The organism is Cellulosimicrobium sp. Marseille-Q4280 (assembly GCF_943181405.1).
GTDB lineage: Bacteria > Actinomycetota > Actinomycetes > Actinomycetales > Cellulomonadaceae > Cellulosimicrobium.
Genome location: NZ_CALPBY010000001.1, coordinates 523,013 through 538,990 on the forward strand (window position 1 = coordinate 523,013; position 15,978 = coordinate 538,990).

At 75.8% G+C, this 15,978-nt stretch carries 13 protein-coding genes; all 13 read left to right on the plus strand.

Going from position 1 to position 15,978, the window contains the following annotated elements; all coding sequences use genetic code 11:
- Positions 1 to 165 precede the first annotated feature (165 nt).
- The 13 genes from dacB to panC all read left to right on the plus strand — a co-directional run bounded on the left by dacB (position 166) and on the right by panC (position 15,965).
- Complete coding sequence (dacB, locus tag NFS20_RS02325) at positions 166 to 1,578, plus strand: D-alanyl-D-alanine carboxypeptidase/D-alanyl-D-alanine endopeptidase (protein ID WP_251150124.1); 1,413 nt, start codon at positions 166 to 168, stop codon at positions 1,576 to 1,578.
- 211 nt (positions 1,579 to 1,789) lie between these two features.
- A complete protein-coding gene (locus NFS20_RS02330) occupies positions 1,790 to 2,911 on the plus strand; it encodes an Rv3626c family coenzyme F420 biosynthesis-associated protein (RefSeq protein WP_251150125.1) in 1,122 nt (373 codons plus the stop codon).
- Between the two features lie 4 nt (positions 2,912 to 2,915).
- Positions 2,916 to 4,082 carry a tRNA lysidine(34) synthetase TilS gene (tilS, locus tag NFS20_RS02335; protein WP_251150126.1) on the plus strand — a complete coding sequence of 389 codons (1,167 nt, stop codon included), beginning with the start codon at positions 2,916 to 2,918 and terminating at the stop codon, positions 4,080 to 4,082.
- A gap of 11 nt (positions 4,083 to 4,093) precedes the next feature.
- The gene (gene hpt, locus NFS20_RS02340; RefSeq protein ID WP_251150127.1) at positions 4,094 to 4,648 is read left to right on the plus strand and encodes a hypoxanthine phosphoribosyltransferase; all 555 of its coding nucleotides are present in this window, start codon (positions 4,094 to 4,096) and stop codon (positions 4,646 to 4,648) included.
- A 175-nt stretch (positions 4,649 to 4,823) separates the two neighbouring features.
- Positions 4,824 to 6,929 (plus strand): ATP-dependent zinc metalloprotease FtsH, encoded by a 2,106-nt coding sequence (ftsH, locus tag NFS20_RS02345; RefSeq protein ID WP_251150128.1) that lies wholly within the window; start codon positions 4,824 to 4,826, stop codon positions 6,927 to 6,929.
- Positions 6,929 to 7,570, plus strand: a complete 642-nt coding sequence (gene folE / locus NFS20_RS02350) for a GTP cyclohydrolase I FolE (protein WP_251150129.1) — start codon at positions 6,929 to 6,931, stop codon at positions 7,568 to 7,570. Before ftsH ends, folE begins: the two co-directional genes overlap by 1 nt.
- A gap of 5 nt (positions 7,571 to 7,575) precedes the next feature.
- Entirely contained in the window at positions 7,576 to 8,514 is a 939-nt protein-coding gene (gene folP / locus NFS20_RS02355) for a dihydropteroate synthase (RefSeq protein WP_251150130.1), read from the plus strand.
- A gap of 146 nt (positions 8,515 to 8,660) precedes the next feature.
- Positions 8,661 to 11,249 carry a 2-amino-4-hydroxy-6-hydroxymethyldihydropteridine diphosphokinase gene (folK, locus tag NFS20_RS02360; RefSeq protein ID WP_251150131.1) on the plus strand — a complete coding sequence of 863 codons (2,589 nt, stop codon included), beginning with the start codon at positions 8,661 to 8,663 and terminating at the stop codon, positions 11,247 to 11,249.
- Positions 11,249 to 11,758: a DUF3180 domain-containing protein gene (locus NFS20_RS02365; RefSeq protein WP_251150132.1), complete on the plus strand. Its 510-nt coding sequence runs from the start codon at positions 11,249 to 11,251 to the stop codon at positions 11,756 to 11,758. The genes folK and NFS20_RS02365 overlap by 1 nt, the downstream gene beginning before the upstream one ends.
- A gap of 40 nt (positions 11,759 to 11,798) precedes the next feature.
- Positions 11,799 to 12,317 carry a PH domain-containing protein gene (locus tag NFS20_RS02370; protein WP_251150133.1) on the plus strand — a complete coding sequence of 173 codons (519 nt, stop codon included), beginning with the start codon at positions 11,799 to 11,801 and terminating at the stop codon, positions 12,315 to 12,317.
- Positions 12,314 to 13,939, plus strand: a complete 1,626-nt coding sequence (locus NFS20_RS02375) for a PH domain-containing protein (RefSeq protein ID WP_251150134.1) — start codon at positions 12,314 to 12,316, stop codon at positions 13,937 to 13,939. The genes NFS20_RS02370 and NFS20_RS02375 overlap by 4 nt, the downstream gene beginning before the upstream one ends.
- Complete coding sequence (locus tag NFS20_RS02380) at positions 13,936 to 14,946, plus strand: Rossmann-like and DUF2520 domain-containing protein (protein WP_251150135.1); 1,011 nt, start codon at positions 13,936 to 13,938, stop codon at positions 14,944 to 14,946. The genes NFS20_RS02375 and NFS20_RS02380 overlap by 4 nt, the downstream gene beginning before the upstream one ends.
- Positions 14,943 to 15,965 (plus strand): pantoate--beta-alanine ligase, encoded by a 1,023-nt coding sequence (gene panC, locus NFS20_RS02385; protein WP_251150136.1) that lies wholly within the window; start codon positions 14,943 to 14,945, stop codon positions 15,963 to 15,965. The genes NFS20_RS02380 and panC overlap by 4 nt, the downstream gene beginning before the upstream one ends.
- Positions 15,966 to 15,978 lie beyond the last annotated feature (13 nt).

A 15,978-nucleotide genomic window follows, 5' to 3' on the forward strand; every position in this document is an offset into this window, starting at 1 on the left:
CGCCGTCGTGCGGCTCCTAGTGTGACACGGGCACCCCCGTCGGACGGGCCCAGCGGTGCGGGTGAACGCTGCCCGGTGAGTGATAATGCGCACGTGCTCGCGCCCGGTCCCGTCCTCGCCGACGCCCGGCACGTCCGCACCGAGGGCCACGAACGGGGGAGTCGCATGGGTTGGGGAACGCGCGCGGGGGTGACCCTCGGCGTCGTCCTGACGCTCACGGGGGGCTACCTCGTGGCGGACGCCGCGGACGTCGTCCCGGGCCTGCTCACGACGGACCCGCTCCCGCCCGAGGCGGCACCGTTCCCCGACGCGCCCGGCGCGGTGGCCGCGCCTCCGCTCGTCGCCGGGCTGCCCGTGCTCGACGACGCGGCGCCGGTCCCGGCCACGGGGACCGTCCAGGAGCTCACCGACGCGCTCGTGGCGGACCAGCGCCTCGGCCCCCGCGTGGGCGCGCTCGTGCTCGACGCGACGACGGGCGAGGTGCTCGGAGAGTCGGGCGCCGGGACGGGCCACGTGCCGGCGTCGACGATCAAGGTGCTCACGGCGGCGGCCGCGCTCACGTCCCCCGGCCCGCACACGACGCTCACCACGCGCGCGGTCCTGGAGGGGCAGGACACGGTCGTGCTCGTCGGCGGCGGCGACATGATGCTCGCCGCCGGGGCCGGCGACCCCACGGCGGTCAACGGCCGCGCCGGGCTCGCGGACCTCGCCGCGCAGGTCTCCGAGGAGCTGCGCCTCACGGGCCGCACGACCGTGACGCTCCACCTCGACGACACCTACTTCACCGGCCCCGCGGTCAACCCTGCCGTGTTCCCCGGCAACGTCCCGGCAGGGTACATCGCGCCGGTCGCGGCGCTCGCCGTCGACATCGCGCGGCTCGAGGACGAGGAGTACGCGCGCCGGTCCGAGGACCCGGCTCTCGCCGCGGCCCAGGCGTTCGCGACGGCGCTCGGCGAGCAGGGCATCACGGTGTCGGGGGACCCGGTCCGTGCGCCCGCGCCCGACGACGGTCGCGTCGTCGGCGAGGTCGAGTCCGCACCTCTCGGCGACGTCGTCGACTACCTCCTGCAGCACTCCGACAACACGATCACCGAGGTCGTGGGGCGCGTCGTCGCGATGGACGCGGGTCTGCCCGGCTCGGCGGAGGGGGCGACGCAGGCCGTGCGCGCCGCGGTGGAACGGCTCGGCGTCGACCTCTCAGGCGCCGTGATCGCCGACTGCTCGGGGCTCGGGGACGGGTCGTCGCTGACCCCGCGCCAGCTCGCCGACGTCGTGCGCCTGCTCGCCGACGCGGGGCACCCGCAGCTGCGCACCGCGGCCGTCGGGCTGCCCGTCGCGGGGCTCTCGGGCACGCTCGACGACCGCTTCCTCGACAACGCGGGCCGCGGCGTCGTGCGCGCGAAGACGGGCAGCCTGCCCGACGTCACGTCGCTCGCGGGGACTGTCGTCACCGCCGACGACCGCCAGCTCGTCTTCGCGCTCATGACCGACGCCGTGCCCGACGGCGGCACGTACGGCGCGCGCATCATCCTCGACGACTTCGTCGGCTCGCTCGCGGAGTGCGGCTGCACCGGCTGACCCGCCCTGCCGGCTCAGCGGGCGCCTGGCGCTCCGTCGTCGGCCAACCAGTCCTCGACCTCGAGGCCGGGCACCCGGGAGAGCTCGCCGACGGTGCTCGTCACCATGACGAGCCCGAGCGACCGCGCGTGGCCGGCGAGGAGCGTGTCGTAGGGTCCGCCCTCGGCCTGCCGGAGCCGTGGGCGGGGCGCGTCAGGGATACCGTGGAGCGGTGACGCTCGTCGAGAAGCCGGACAGCCCGCCCGTCGGGCCGTCCATCGTGGACTGGTCCGCCGCCGCGCAGGTCGCCGGGCGCCTCGCGCGCCCCGGCCCGCAGGCGACGCGCGACGAGCTCGCGGACCTCGTCGACGGGCTGCGTGACGCCGCGGCGCGCGCCGTGCCGCACGTGCTCGACGTGACGCGCATGACCCCTGCGGGGGTCGCGCGACCGGCCGAGCTCGGTTCGGTGTTCGTCGTGGACCGGGCGCGCTGGGCGCAGGCCAACACCGAGATCATGGCGTCGCTCACCGCGGGGGTCGCGGACGCGCTGCTCTCCGACGGCTCCGACCGCCCGCCGCGCGTGCCGCAGGCGACGGCACTCGTCGGTGCCGCGCAGGTCGGGTCCGTGCTCGCCGTCCTCGCGAGCCGTGTGCTCGGGCAGTTCGACCCGTACAGCGCCGCGTCCGGCGGACCGGGCCGCCTCGTGCTCGTCGCGCCCAATGTGCTGCAGGTCGAGCGCGCGCTCGACCTCGTCCCGGCCGACTTCCGGCTCTGGGTGTGCCTGCACGAGCAGACGCACGCGCTGCAGTTCGCCACGGCGCCCTGGCTCGCGACGCACCTCCGCGACCGGGCCGGTCGCCTGCTCACCGACCTGTCCGCGTCGTCGCGCCGGCTCGCCGAGGCGCGGCTGCGGGAGAAGCTGCGGACCGTGGGCCGCGCGGTGCTCGACGCCGTGCGCGGTGAGGGCGGCACGCTCGTCGACGGCTTCCTCACGGACGACGAGCGTCGGCAGCTCGAGGACGTGTCGGCGGTCATGGCGCTGCTCGAGGGGCACGCCGACGTCGCGATGGACGCAGTCGGGCCGCGCACCGTCCGCACGGTGCGCAGCATCCGCCGGAAGTTCGAGGCGCGGCGCGACGGCTCGGGCGCGTCGGGTGCCGACGTCGTGCTGCGCCGCGTGCTCGGCATGGACGCCAAGATCGCGCAGTACCGCGACGGCGCCGCGTTCGTGCGCGCGGTCGAGAAGCTCGTGGGCCGCGACGGCTTCAACGCCGTGTGGGCAGCGCCCGAGAACCTGCCGACCGCTCGCGAGATCGCCGACGCGCGCGCCTGGGTGCGCCGCGTCCACGGCTGAGACCGTGGGCGGTCCGGCGCCCGTCGTCGCGGACGCGCGCCGCGCGGTGCGGACGGCGCTCGCGGACCTGGGTGACGGCGACCTCGTGCTCGTCGCGTGCTCGGGCGGCGCGGACTCGACGGCGCTCGCGGCGGCGGCGGCGTTCGTCGCGCCGCGCCTCGGCCTGCGGGCGGGTGCGGTCGTCGTCGACCACGGGCTCCAGGTGGGCAGCGCCGAGGTCGCGGCGGCCGCGGCGGCGCGCTGCCGCGACCTCGGGCTCGACCCGGTCGAGGTGCGCCGCGTCGTCGTGCCCGCGTCCGGCGCCGGTCCGGAGGCCGACGCCCGCGCCGCTCGGTACTCGGCGCTCGACGCCGCGGCCACCGCGCTCGGCGCCGCGGCGGTCCTGCTCGGCCACACGCTCGACGACCAGGCCGAGACCGTCCTGCTCGGGCTCGCGCGCGGCGCCGGCGCGCGGTCGCTCGCGGGCATGGCCCCACGTCGCGGGGTCCTGCGCCGCCCGTTCCTCGGGCTGCGCCGCACCGACACCGAGGCGGTGTGCCGGACGCTCGGCCTCGACTGGTGGGACGACCCGACCAACCACGTGTCAGGGCCACAGGTCACCGGGGCGGCCTCTCGTCCTGACACGGGGACGACGGCGCGCGCCGCGTCAGGGCCACAGGTCACCGGGGTGTCTCCTCGCCCTGACACGAGCGCGCCGCTGCGCTCGCGCGTGCGGGCCGCCGTCGTCCCGGCGCTCGTCGAGGTGCTCGGACCGGGCGCGGTCCCCGGGCTCGCGCGCACCGCCGACCTGCTGCGCGACGACGCCGACCTCCTCGACGCGCTCGCCGCCGGTCTCCTCGACCGTGCGCTGGTCGTGCCCGACGCCGGCCCCGCGGTCGCGCCCGTGGAGCTGGACCTTGCGGTGCTCGCCGCGGCGCACCCCGCGCTGCGCCGACGGGCCCTGCGGTCCGCCGCGCTGCGCGCGGGCTGTCCGGCGAGCGACCTGTTCGCGGTGCACGTCGACGCGCTCGACGCGCTCGTCGTCGGCTGGCGCGGGCAGGGTCCCGTGCACCTGCCGGGCGACCTCCGGGGCAGCCGGTCGTGTGGCAGGCTTGCTCTGGGTCCTCCGGGGCCACCCCTCCGCACGGACCCGGCACCCACCACCGCCCCCACCCCTGCACCCCAGACCTAGGAGCGTCACCCGTGGAAGCATCGGACGTCGCAGGCGACCTCGAGAACGTGCTGCTCACCGAGGAGCAGCTCGCCCAGAGGCTCGACGAGATCGCCGCGCAGATCGACCGGGACTACGCGGGCAAGGACCTGCTTCTCGTCGGCGTGCTGAAGGGAGCGGTCATGGTGATGGCCGACCTCGCGCGCCGCCTGAGCCACCCCGTCGAGATGGACTGGATGGCGGTGTCGTCGTACGGCTCCGGGACCAAGTCCTCCGGCGTGGTGCGCATCCTCAAGGACCTCGACGCCGACCTGACGGGCCGCAACGTGCTCATCGTCGAGGACATCATCGACTCGGGGCTCACGCTGTCCTGGCTCCTGTCCAACCTGCGCTCGCGCGGCCCGGAGTCGGTCGAGATCGCGGCGATGCTGCGCAAGCCCGACGCCGCGAAGACCGACGTCGACGTGCGCTACATCGGGTTCGACATCCCCAACGAGTTCGTCGTCGGGTACGGCCTGGACTACGCCGAGAAGTACCGCAACCTGCCGTTCGTCGGCACGCTCGCCCCGCACGTCTACTCGAGCTGAGCCGCGCCCGCGCCCGACGCCGCGCGGTCGCCCTCGTGGACGGCCGTGCGGTGCGCCCGTCCACGCCCTGGGCGAACAGGGCCGCGAAGCACAGCGGACGCCAAGGTCCAGCGTGTAGTTTCGAGCCCGAACACTTGCGCGAGCGGAGGGATCCGGGGCGCGCGCCCCGTCGCCGATGAACATCAAGAAGATTCTCAGTGGGCCGATCGTCTGGATCGTGCTCGGCCTCGTCATCCTCTGGATCGCGTTCACGACGCTGTCGCGACCGACGGTGCAGCGCATCGACACGTCCGCGGGCCTCGAGCTCCTGACCGGCGACACCGTCGACCAGGCGCTCATCGTGGACGGCGACCAGCGGGTGCGCCTGACGTTGTCCGAGAACTACGTGACCGACGAGGGCACGGACGACGAGCACGACTACGGCACGAACGTCGAGTTCTTCTACGTCGCGCCGCAGGGCGAGGCCGTCGTGGACGCCGTCGTGGCCGCCGAGCCCGCGGACGGGTACAACTCCGAGGTCGCCCAGCCGTCGTTCTGGTCGTCGCTGCTCGGGCTGCTCATCCCGTTCCTCATCATCGGCGTGCTGTTCTGGTTCCTGCTCTCGCGCATGCAGGGCGGCGGGTCGCGCGTCATGGGCTTCGGCAAGTCGCGCGCCAAGCTCGTCTCGAAGGACACCCCGCAGGTCACGTTCTCGGACGTCGCGGGCGCCGACGAGGCCGTCGAGGAGCTCCACGAGATCAAGGAGTTCCTCGCCGAGCCCGACAAGTTCCAGGCCGTCGGCGCGAAGATCCCCAAGGGCGTCCTGCTCTACGGGCCTCCCGGGACGGGCAAGACGCTGCTCGCGCGCGCCGTCGCGGGCGAGGCCGGCGTGCCGTTCTACACGATCTCCGGCTCGGACTTCGTCGAGATGTTCGTCGGCGTCGGCGCGAGCCGCGTGCGCGACCTGTTCACCCAGGCCAAGGAGAACTCGCCGGCGATCATCTTCGTCGACGAGATCGACGCCGTCGGCCGGCACCGCGGTGCGGGCATGGGCGGCGGCCACGACGAGCGCGAGCAGACGCTCAACCAGCTCCTCGTCGAGATGGACGGGTTCGACGTCAAGACGAACGTCATCCTCATCGCGGCGACGAACCGCCCCGACATCCTCGACCCTGCGCTCCTGCGCCCGGGCCGCTTCGACCGGCAGATCGCCGTCGAGGCGCCCGACCTCAAGGGCCGCGAGGCGATCCTGCGCGTGCACGCCCAGGGCAAGCCGATCGTCCCCGAGATCGACCTCGCCGCCGTCGCGCGCCGCACCCCCGGTTTCACGGGCGCCGACCTCGCGAACGTGCTCAACGAGGCCGCGCTGCTCACCGCGCGCAGCGGCGCCCAGCTCATCGACGACCGCGCGCTCGACGAGGCGATCGACCGCGTCGTCGCCGGCCCGCAGAAGCGCACGCGCGTGATGAACGTCAAGGAGCAGAAGATCACCGCGTACCACGAGGGCGGCCACGCCCTCGTCGCCGCGGCGATGCGCTACACGGACCCCGTCACGAAGGTGACGATCCTGCCGCGCGGTCGCGCCCTCGGGTACACGATGGTCATGCCGACCGAGGACAAGTACTCGACGACGCGCAACGAGCTGCTCGACCAGCTCGCGTACGCGATGGGCGGTCGTGTCGCCGAGGAGCTCGTGTTCCACGACCCGACGACGGGCGCCTCGAACGACATCGAGAAGGCCACCGCGATCGCGAAGAAGATGGTCACCGAGTACGGCATGAGCGAGCGCGTCGGGGCGATCAAGCTCGGCACGGGCTCGGGCGAGCCGTTCATGGGCCGCGACATGGGGCACACGCGCGACTACTCGGAGTCGGTCGCGGGCACGGTCGACCACGAGGTGCGCAAGCTCGTCGAGGCCGCGCACGACGAGGCGTGGGAGGTGCTCACGCAGTACCGCGACGTGCTCGACGCGCTCGTGCTCGAGCTCCTCGAGAAGGAGACGCTCAACCAGGCAGAGCTCGCCCGTGTCTTCGAGCCGGTGACCAAGCGCGACCCCCGCGACGTGTGGCTGTCGAGCGAGCAGCGCTCCGTCTCGCAGCGCGGACCCGTCCTCACCGACGCCGAGCGGGCCGCGCAGAACGGCCACCCGGTGATCCCGCAGGACGAGGCCGCGGCGGCGAACGACGAGCTCCCGCCCGAGCGCATCGGCGAGGTCCCGGCGGACTCGCCGCTCGACCGTGCCCTCGGTCGTGCCGAACCTGGTGACGGCGTGTCCGACGTCGCCGGGCCGGGACAGGCCTGATGACGGCGGACGGCGCCCCGAGCGGCATCACGCGCTCGCGGTCGGCCGAGGACCTGCCCGCTCCCGCGGACGTGCCCCCGTACGACGCCGAACGGGCCGAGGCCGCCGTGCGCGAGCTGCTGCTCGCCGTCGGCGAGGACCCGGAGCGCGAAGGGCTGCGCGAGACGCCGGCCCGGGTCGCCCGGGCCTACCGCGAGATCTTCGCGGGGCTGCGCCAGGAGCCGGGGGACGTCCTCACCACGACGTTCGACCTCGGCCACGAGGAGATGGTGCTCGTCAAGGACATCGAGGTGTACTCGACGTGCGAGCACCACCTCGTGCCGTTCCACGGCGTCGCGCACGTCGGGTACATCCCGAACGTCGACGGACGGATCACCGGCCTGTCGAAGCTCGCGCGGCTCGTCGAGGTGTACGCGCGGCGGCCCCAGGTCCAGGAGCGCCTCACGTCGCAGGTCGCCGACGCGCTCGTCGAGCACCTGCAGCCGCGCGGCGCCATCGTCGTCGTGGAGTGCGAGCACCTGTGCATGTCCATGCGCGGGGTCCGCAAGCCGGGGTCGCGCACCGTCACGTCCGCGGTGCGGGGGCAGATGCGGGACGCCGCGACCCGCGCCGAGGCGATGAGCCTCATCCTGGGCCGCTGACCCGTATGACTCCCGACCGCGCGCCGCGCACGTCGCGCTCGCGCCCGGTCGCCGGCCTCGAGGAGCTCGCCGGGCTGGACCGGACGCTCGTCATGGGCGTCGTCAACGTCACGCCCGACTCGTTCTCCGACGGCGGCGAGTGGTACGAGCCCGACGCCGCCGTCGCGCACGGTCGCGAGCTCCTCGACGAGGGAGCCGACATCCTCGACGTCGGGGGCGAGTCGACCCGCCCGGGGGCGAGCCGCGTCCCCGTGGAGGAGGAGCTGGCGCGCGTTCTGCCGGTCGTGGCCGCGCTCGCGGCGGACGGTGCGGTCGTGTCGGTCGACACCACGCGCGCCGTGGTCGCCGAGCAGGCCGTCGCGGCGGGAGCCCGGATCGTCAACGACGTCTCGGGCGGTCTCGCCGACCCGGACATGGCGGGCGTCGTCGCGCGCACCGGGGCCGCCTACGTGTGCATGCACTGGCGCGGCCACGCCGACGTCATGGACGACCTCGAGGACTACGACGACGTCGTCACGGACGTGCGCTCGGAGCTCGCCGCGCGGCTCGAGGTGCTGCACGCGGCGGGGGTGCGACGAGAGCAGGTGGTCCTCGACCCGGGCCTCGGGTTCTCGAAGTCGGGGGCGTCGAACTGGCCGCTCCTCGCCCGACTGGGCGAGCTCGAGGACCTCGGCCTGCCGGTGCTCGTCGGGGCGTCGCGCAAGCGGTTCCTCGGTCATCTCCTCGCAGGCCCGGACGGGCAGGCGGTCCCACCCCTCTCGCGCGACGACGCGACCGCCGCGGTCACGACGCTCGCCGCCGCGGCCGGGGCGTGGTGCGTCCGTGTCCACGCCGTCCGCGCGTCGGCCGACGCGGTCCGCGTCGTCGCGGCCTGGGACCGGGCGCGCGCCGCCGGTCCCGGTGCTGCGGTGGACGGGGACTCGACGGAGCGGCCCGCGACCTAGCAGGATGGGCGACGGCGGCACGACACCGCCGCGAGACAGCGATCGACAGCAACGGCACGAACGATCGGCACGACCGATCGCACGAGACAGCGGAGCACGACCGTCCCCGGACGCCTCGTGCTCCCACGTCAGGACGGGAGCACGACGTGACCACAGCGTTCGCAGGAGCGGTCCTCGACGCGGACGGCCGGCCGTTCGACCGGATCCGCCTCACCGGGCTCAGCGCGACCGGCCACCACGGCGTGCTCGAGCACGAGAAGGCCGAGGGGCAGCTCTTCCGCGCCGACGTCGTGCTGCACCTCGACACGCGCGAGGCCGCGCGCGGGGACGACCTCGCGGACACGGTGAGCTACGCCGGGGTCGCGGAGGACGTCGTCGCCGTCCTCGAGGGGTCGCCGGCCGACCTCGTCGAGACCGTGGCCGAGCGCATCGCCGCGACGATCCTCACGCATCCCGACGTCGTGGCGGTCGACGTGGCCGTGCACAAGCCGCAGGCGCCGATCACCGTGCCGTTCGAGGACGTCGAGGTCGTCATCCGCCGTGACCGCGTCGTCGTCCCGGTCGTGGCGCCCCTCGCCCGCCGGCAGGACGCGCGCGAGCAGCAGCCCGTCGCCCCGATCCCCGTCGGCTCCGTGGCGCCGGCCCTGATTCACGGCGTGGAGACCGTGCGCGACCCGGAGCCCGAGCCCGTGCTCGCCGAGGCCCCGGCCGTCATGCCGCCGAGCATCCCGCCCACGGGCGCGGTCGAGCGACCGACCGAGCCGGAGTCCTTCACCCCCGTGCCCGACGTCGAGTCCCCGACCGGGTCCTCGGTCACCGGTTCGCCCGAGGCCGGGTCCTCGGACGACGGACCGGCTGCGGCGGCGCCCACCACCGCTCCGACGGCCGCGGCGGTCGACGCGCTCGGCCACCCTGCCGGGGCCGTGCCGGCACCGAGCGCGAGCCCCGAGGCCGTCGAGGACCTGCCCCGGCCGGTGACCGACGACCCTCAGGTCGGCTCCGGTCCCCAGGACGAGGTCGGCGACGCCGCGCACCGGCCCACCGACGACGACGCCGAGCACCCGGCGACCGACGCTGCGTACGAGCCGGCCGCCGACGCCACGCGCGAGGCGCCCCCCGGCCCGGCGCAGGAGGCCGCCCTGCTCCACGAGGCGGCGTCGGCGCAGGAGCCGGTCCCGGCTCAGGACCGGGCCGGTCAGGACGTCCCGCCGGTCCCGCTGCCGGTCGGCGACACCGCGCCGGTGGAGACCCCGTCCGGGAACTCGGTGTCCGTCGTGGACGAGGTCGCCGACGGTGCGGCCGCCGGGTCCCCGACCGCCGGAGCGCCGGTCGACGAGGAGGTGCGCGAGCGTGACCGGATGGACGACGTCCCTGCGGACTTCGTCGAGGTCGTCCTCGCGCTCGGTGCGAACCTCGGCGACGCGCAGCAGACCCTGCGCGACGCGATCACCGACCTCGACCGCATCTCGGGCCTCGAGCTGACGGAGGTGTCGCCGCTCGCGCGCACCGCGGCCGTGGGCCCGGAGCAGCCCGACTTCCTCAACGCCGTGGTGCTCGCGCGCACGCGGCTGTCCGCCCGGGACCTCCTGCAGGCGTGCCAGGCGGTCGAGCGGTCGCACGGGCGCGTCCGGCACGAGCGCTGGGGGCCGCGCACCCTCGACGTCGACCTCATCGTCTACGGGTCCCTGACGGCGGTCGCCGACGACCTCGAGCTCCCGCACCCGCGTGCGCACGAGCGCGCGTTCGTGCTGGAGCCGTGGTCGCAGATCGACCCCGGCGCGGTGCTGCCGGGCCTGGGCGGTGGCCCCGTGGCCGCGCTCGCCGCGACGGCACCGGACCGTGCAGGGATCCGCTGGCTCGCGCTCGACTGGCTCACGGAGGGCGCGCCGAACCCGACGGGCGCCGTGCCGATCGCGAGCCCGGCTCCCGCGACGCCCGACGGCGGGGCGCCGGCTCCGGTCGCACCTCCGGCTCAGGCTGCACCTCCGGTCCCGGTCGTGCCGCCCGCGCCGACGCCAGCGCCCGCGGTCGTCGCACCCGCACCCGCACCCGCGCAGACGGCCCCGGCCGAACCGCCCGTGCCGCCCGCGCCTGCCGCACCGCCGGCCCCGGGCGCACCGCCGGCCCCGGGTGCGCAGGCCGGCCTGTCGGCTCCGGTCGCCCCCGCTGCAGGACCGGAGACCGTGCGCGACACCGAGCAACCGTCGCCGTTCCCCTTCGACCCGCCGTCGCCTCCCCGGCAGACGTCGCACCCGGCGTCGCACGCGACGTCCTCCCCGCAGGGTCAGCCCGTCACGCAGACCTCGCCGTTCCCGCCGATCACGGCACCGGCACCGGCACCGGCACAGGCACCGGCCGAGCCGCTCGTCGCGGTGCCGGTGTTCAGCCCGGTGCACCCCGACGAGCCGGAGCACCGCCACACGGGGGAGCCGTCGTGGCCCGGGGAGCCGTCGTGGTCGGCCGGGGCGGCCGAGCCGGAGCGCGGTGAGGGGATCATCCGCGGGGTGCCGTTCGCCCCGGTGAGCTCGCCGTTCGGGGCCCGCGGCGACGCGCCGACCGGCGCACCGGTCGCCGCCCCGGGGCCGCTCGCGGACCCCGCGCTGCACCAGGTGGTCCGTCCTGTCACGCCCCTGCCGCCCGTCCCGGCAGAGCCCGCGCAGCCGGTCCCGCCGGGGACCGAGCACTGGTCACCGTTCCCGCCGGTGTCCACCCCGCCGTCCGACCCCCAGCGCTGATGCGCCGCTCGTCCGTCCGGACGCTGCTGCTCGTCGCGGTCGTGACCGCGGTGGTGGGCTGGCTCGTCGTGCGGTTCGTCGAGGGCCGCGGCACCTACCTCCCGGCGGTCCCGTGGGTGGTCGACGTCGCGATCGTCGCGCTCGCGGCGGGAGTCTTCTGGGCGGGCTGGGCGGTGCGCGCGTACCAGAAGGGCCGCCGCCCGGGCCTCGACCCGATCCGCGCGGCGCGGACCTTCGTGCTGGCGAAGGCGGCGGCGCTCACGGGCGCGCTGCTCGCGGGCTGGTACGGCGCGCAGGTGCTCGCCGCGCTGCCCGACCTCGCGATCGAGGCCCGACGTGACCGCGCGGTCGCGGCCGGGATCGCGGTCGCGTGCGCCCTCGTCCTGGCCGCGGCGGGGCTGCTCGCGGAGCGGTTCTGCCAGCTCCCGCCCCCGGGGGACGACGACGAGCCGGGCGCCGAGCGCCGCAGGACGGCCGAGGCCGACGGCGAGGCCGGCGCCTCGGCCTGACCTCGACCCGGTGGCGTCCGCCGGATGGGAGAATCGAGACATGACCGACTCCGACCGAGCCCTGACGCGCGACGCCGCGGGTCCGTTCGACCCGCCCGGGATCGTGTGGTCGGGCGTGTCCCCACGGCTGATCACGGCGCGCCTCCTCTCGACGGCGATCACGCTCGCCGTCCTCGCGGTCCCGGTGGTCGTCCTCGCGATCCTGTTCCCGCACTGGTGGCAGTGGCTCGTCCTCGGCGTGCTCGCGCTGATCGGTCTCTGGACGGTGCTGCTGGTGCCGCGCCAGGTCCGTGCGATCGGGTACGCCGAGCGCGACGACGACCTGCTCATCCGCAAGGGCATCATGTTCCGCTCGCTCGTCGTCGTGCCGTACGGACGCATGCAGTACGTCGACGTGCAGGCCGGTCCGCTGGCCCGCAGGCTGCGCATCGCGCAGATCCAGCTCCACACGGCGTCCGCGTCGACGGACGCGATGATCGACGGTCTCGAGCCCGCCGAGGCGGACCGCCTGCGCGACCGCCTCGCGTCGCGCGGCGAGGCTCGTCTGGCGGGCCTGTGAGCGGCGAGGTCCCCGGCCCGGGTGCGCCGGCCACGCCGGACGCGTCGCAGCACGAAGCCTCGACGACGGCGCTCGACTGGCAGCGCGTGCACCCCGTCACGCCGCTCGTGCGCGGCTGGACGGTCATCGCGGTGCTGCTCGTCGTCGTGGGCCAGCAGACGCTCAACGGCCTGCCCGAGGGGCAGAACCTGCTCGAGGGCGACCGCTGGTGGCAGGTCCTGCTCGGCGTGCTGGCCATCGGCCTCGTGGGGCTCGGCTACTCGGCGCTCGCGTGGCGCATGACGAGCTACGCGGTCGACGACGAGTCCGTGCACCTGCGCACCGGGGTCCTCTTCCGCCAGCAGCGGCGCGCGCGCCTCGACCGCCTGCAGGCGGTCGACGTCGTCCAGCCGCTCCTCGCCCGGTTCTTCGGGCTCGCCGAGCTCAAGCTCGAGGTGGCGGGCGGCGGCGACTCGGGCGTCAAGCTCGGCTTCCTCAAGCAGGACGACGCGGACCGGCTGCGCGTCGAGCTGCTCGCCCGCGCCGCGGGCCTGCGCGTCGGGGCGGCGCCGTCGAGCCCGGCCGCCCCGCACGTGCCGGTCGGCCCCGCGGGCCAGCAGGGTCCCGGCACCACCGACGCGTCGGCGCAGGACGGGACGGCCACTCTCCCCGCGCCCCTGCAGGAGGCGCCCGAGCAGCCCGTCACCGCGCTCCAGCCGGGCCGTCTCGTCGCGTCGCTCCTGCGCTCGGGCGCGACCCTCGGCCTCGTCCTGGGCATCCTCGGCATCGTGGGCGTCGTCATCGGCACGCGGGAGATCGGCATCCTGTTCAGCGCGCTGCCGGCCGTCCTGGGCTTCGGCGGCTACCTGTTCCAGCGCTTCACGGGCGAGTTCGGCTTCCGTTCTGCGATCTCGCCCGACGGCATCCGCCTGCGCCACGGCCTCCTCGAGACACGCTCGCAGACCATCCCGCCCGGCCGCGTCCAGGCGGTGCGGCTGCTCCAGGGTCCGTTCTGGCGAGGTCCGGACTGGTGGCGTGTCGACGTGAACGTCGCCGGGTACGGGCCGAGCGCCGACGGGTCCCAGACGAAGAGCGTCCTGCTGCCGGTCGGGTCGCGCGACGAGGCGCTCGCCGCGCTGTGGCTGGTCCTGCCGGACCTCGGCACGGCCGACCCGCGCGCGCTCCTCGACGAAGGCCTGTCGGGCCGTGACGCGGGCGAGCACTTCGTGGCGATGCCGCGCAGGGCACGGCTCCTGGACCTCGTCTCGTGGCGGCGCAGCGGGTTCGCGGTGACCGACCGCGCGCTCGTGCTGCGCAGCGGGCGCGTGTTCCGCAGCCTCGTCGTCGTGCCGCACGAGCGCACGCAGTCCCTCGGGCTCGAGCAGGGTCCCCTGCAGCGCCGGTTCGACGTCGCGACGTTCGCCGTGCACTCGACCCCCGGCCCGGTCGTCCCGAAGGTCTACCACCTCGACTCCGCCGACGCCGCCCGCCTCCTCGACACGCAGGCGGCCCGTGCGCACGAGGCCCGCGCCCACCAGGGCCCCGAGCTCTGGATGCGGCGCGACGAGGTCCCGCTCGAGGCTCCGGCCGACCCCGTGCCCGGCTCCGTGCCCGACGGGCAGGACGTCGGGAGCGACGCGTGAGCGCGCCCGACGCCCGCCGCCCCGGACGGCTCGGCGTCGGCGTCGTGGGCGCGGGCCGCGTCGGCGCGGTCCTCGGCAGCGCGCTGCGCGCGACGGGGCACGCGGTCGTGGGCGCGAGCGGCATCTCCGAGGCGTCGCGCGACCGCATCGACGCGCTCCTGCCGGGCGTGCCCGTGCTCGAGGTGCCGCAGGTCGTGGAGCGCGCCGAGCTCGTGCTCCTCGCGGTGCCCGACGACGCGCTGCCCGGTCTCGTCCGCGGCCTCGCCGACGTGGGGGCGTGGCAGCCGGGGCAGATCGTCGTGCACACGTCGGGGCGCTACGGCGCCGCGGTCCTCGACCCGGCGCGGGCGGCGGGCGCGATCCCGCTCGCGATCCACCCCGCGATGACGTTCACCGGGACCTCGCTCGACCTGTCGCGCCTCGAGGGTTCGACGTTCGCCGTGACCGGTCTGACGCCGGTCCTGCCGATCGGGCAGGCGCTCGTCGTCGAGATCGGCGGCGAGCCGGTCGTGGTCGCCGAGGAGTCCCGCGGCCTCTACCACGCGGCGCTCGCGCACGGCGCGAACCACCTGGTCGTGCTCGTCGCGCAGGCGGCGCAGGCCCTCGAGGCGGCGGGGGTCGAGCAGCCGGGACGCGTGCTCGCGCCGCTCCTGTCGGCCGCGCTCGACGGCGCGACCCGGGCCGCGGACCGCGGCGCGGAGTCGGGCACCGGGGGAGCGGCGGGCGCGATCTCGGCGCTCACCGGGCCCGTGTCGCGCGGCGACGTCGGGACGGTCGTCGAGCACCTCGCGGCCCTGCGCGCGCTCGCGGCGACGAGCGACGCGGCCGACGTGCCGCCGTCGTACGTCGCCCTGAGCCGCGGGGCGGCGGTCCGGGCCCGCGCGAGCGGGCGCATCGACGGCTCCGCCGAGCAGGCACTGCTCGACGCGCTCGCGGCCGTCCCGGACGAGGCGCCGGACCTCGCGCACGACGACGACCAGGACGGCCCTCAGGAAGGACGACGATGACCCCGGACCGCCGTGCGGACCCGATCGACGACGGCTCGGGCACGGCCGACCACGGCACGGGACCGGCGGCGCCGCGCGTCGTCACGACGCGAGCCGACCTGCGCGCCGCTCTCGCCCGCGGCCGGCGCCGAGCGGTCGTCATGACGATGGGCGCGCTGCACGCGGGCCACCTCGAGCTCGTGCGGCGCGCGCGCGAGGCCGTGGGCGCGGAGGGCGAGGTCGTCGTCACGGACTTCGTGAACCCCCTGCAGTTCGGCCCGGGCGAGGACTACGAGCGCTACCCGCGCGACGTCGCGGGCGACGTCGCGCTCCTCGCGTCGGCCGGACCCGACGCCCGCGTGGACCTCGTGTTCGCCCCGGACGTCGAGGAGATGTACCCGGGCTTCGGGCAGGGCGGGGACGCGCCGATCGTGCGCGTGACGTCGGGCCGCATCGGGACCGTGCTCGAGGGCGCGTCCCGGCCGGGGCACTTCGACGGGGTCCTCACGGTCGTGCTCAAGCTCCTGCACCTCGTGCGGCCGGACGTGGCCGTGTTCGGCGCGAAGGACGCCCAGCAGCTCCTCGCCGTACGGCGCCTCGTGACCGACCTCGACCTCGGCGTGGCGATCCTCGGCGTGCCGACGGTCCGCGAGAGCGACGGGCTCGCGCGCTCGTCCCGGAACGCGTACCTCACGCCCGAGGAGCGCGAGCACGCGCTCGCGCTGAGCCGTGCGCTGCGCGCGGGGGCGGACGCGGCGGACGGGGGCGCGGACGCCGTCGCAGTCCTCGCTGCGGCGCGGGGAATCCTCGACGGGACCCCTGGCGTTGACGCGGACTACCTGGTGCTCGTCGACCCGGCTACCGTGGAGGACCTGGCGCCCGGCGCCGTCGGCCCGGGACTCCTCCTCGTGGCCGCGCGCGTGGGCACCACCCGACTCATCGACAACACGGCCGTCGAGATCCGTGCAGCCGCCGGTGCCCGAGACCCGGGCTCCCCGACGGCCGACGACCGTGCCCAGCACCCTGGAGGAACCGCGTGACCGCGCCGACCCC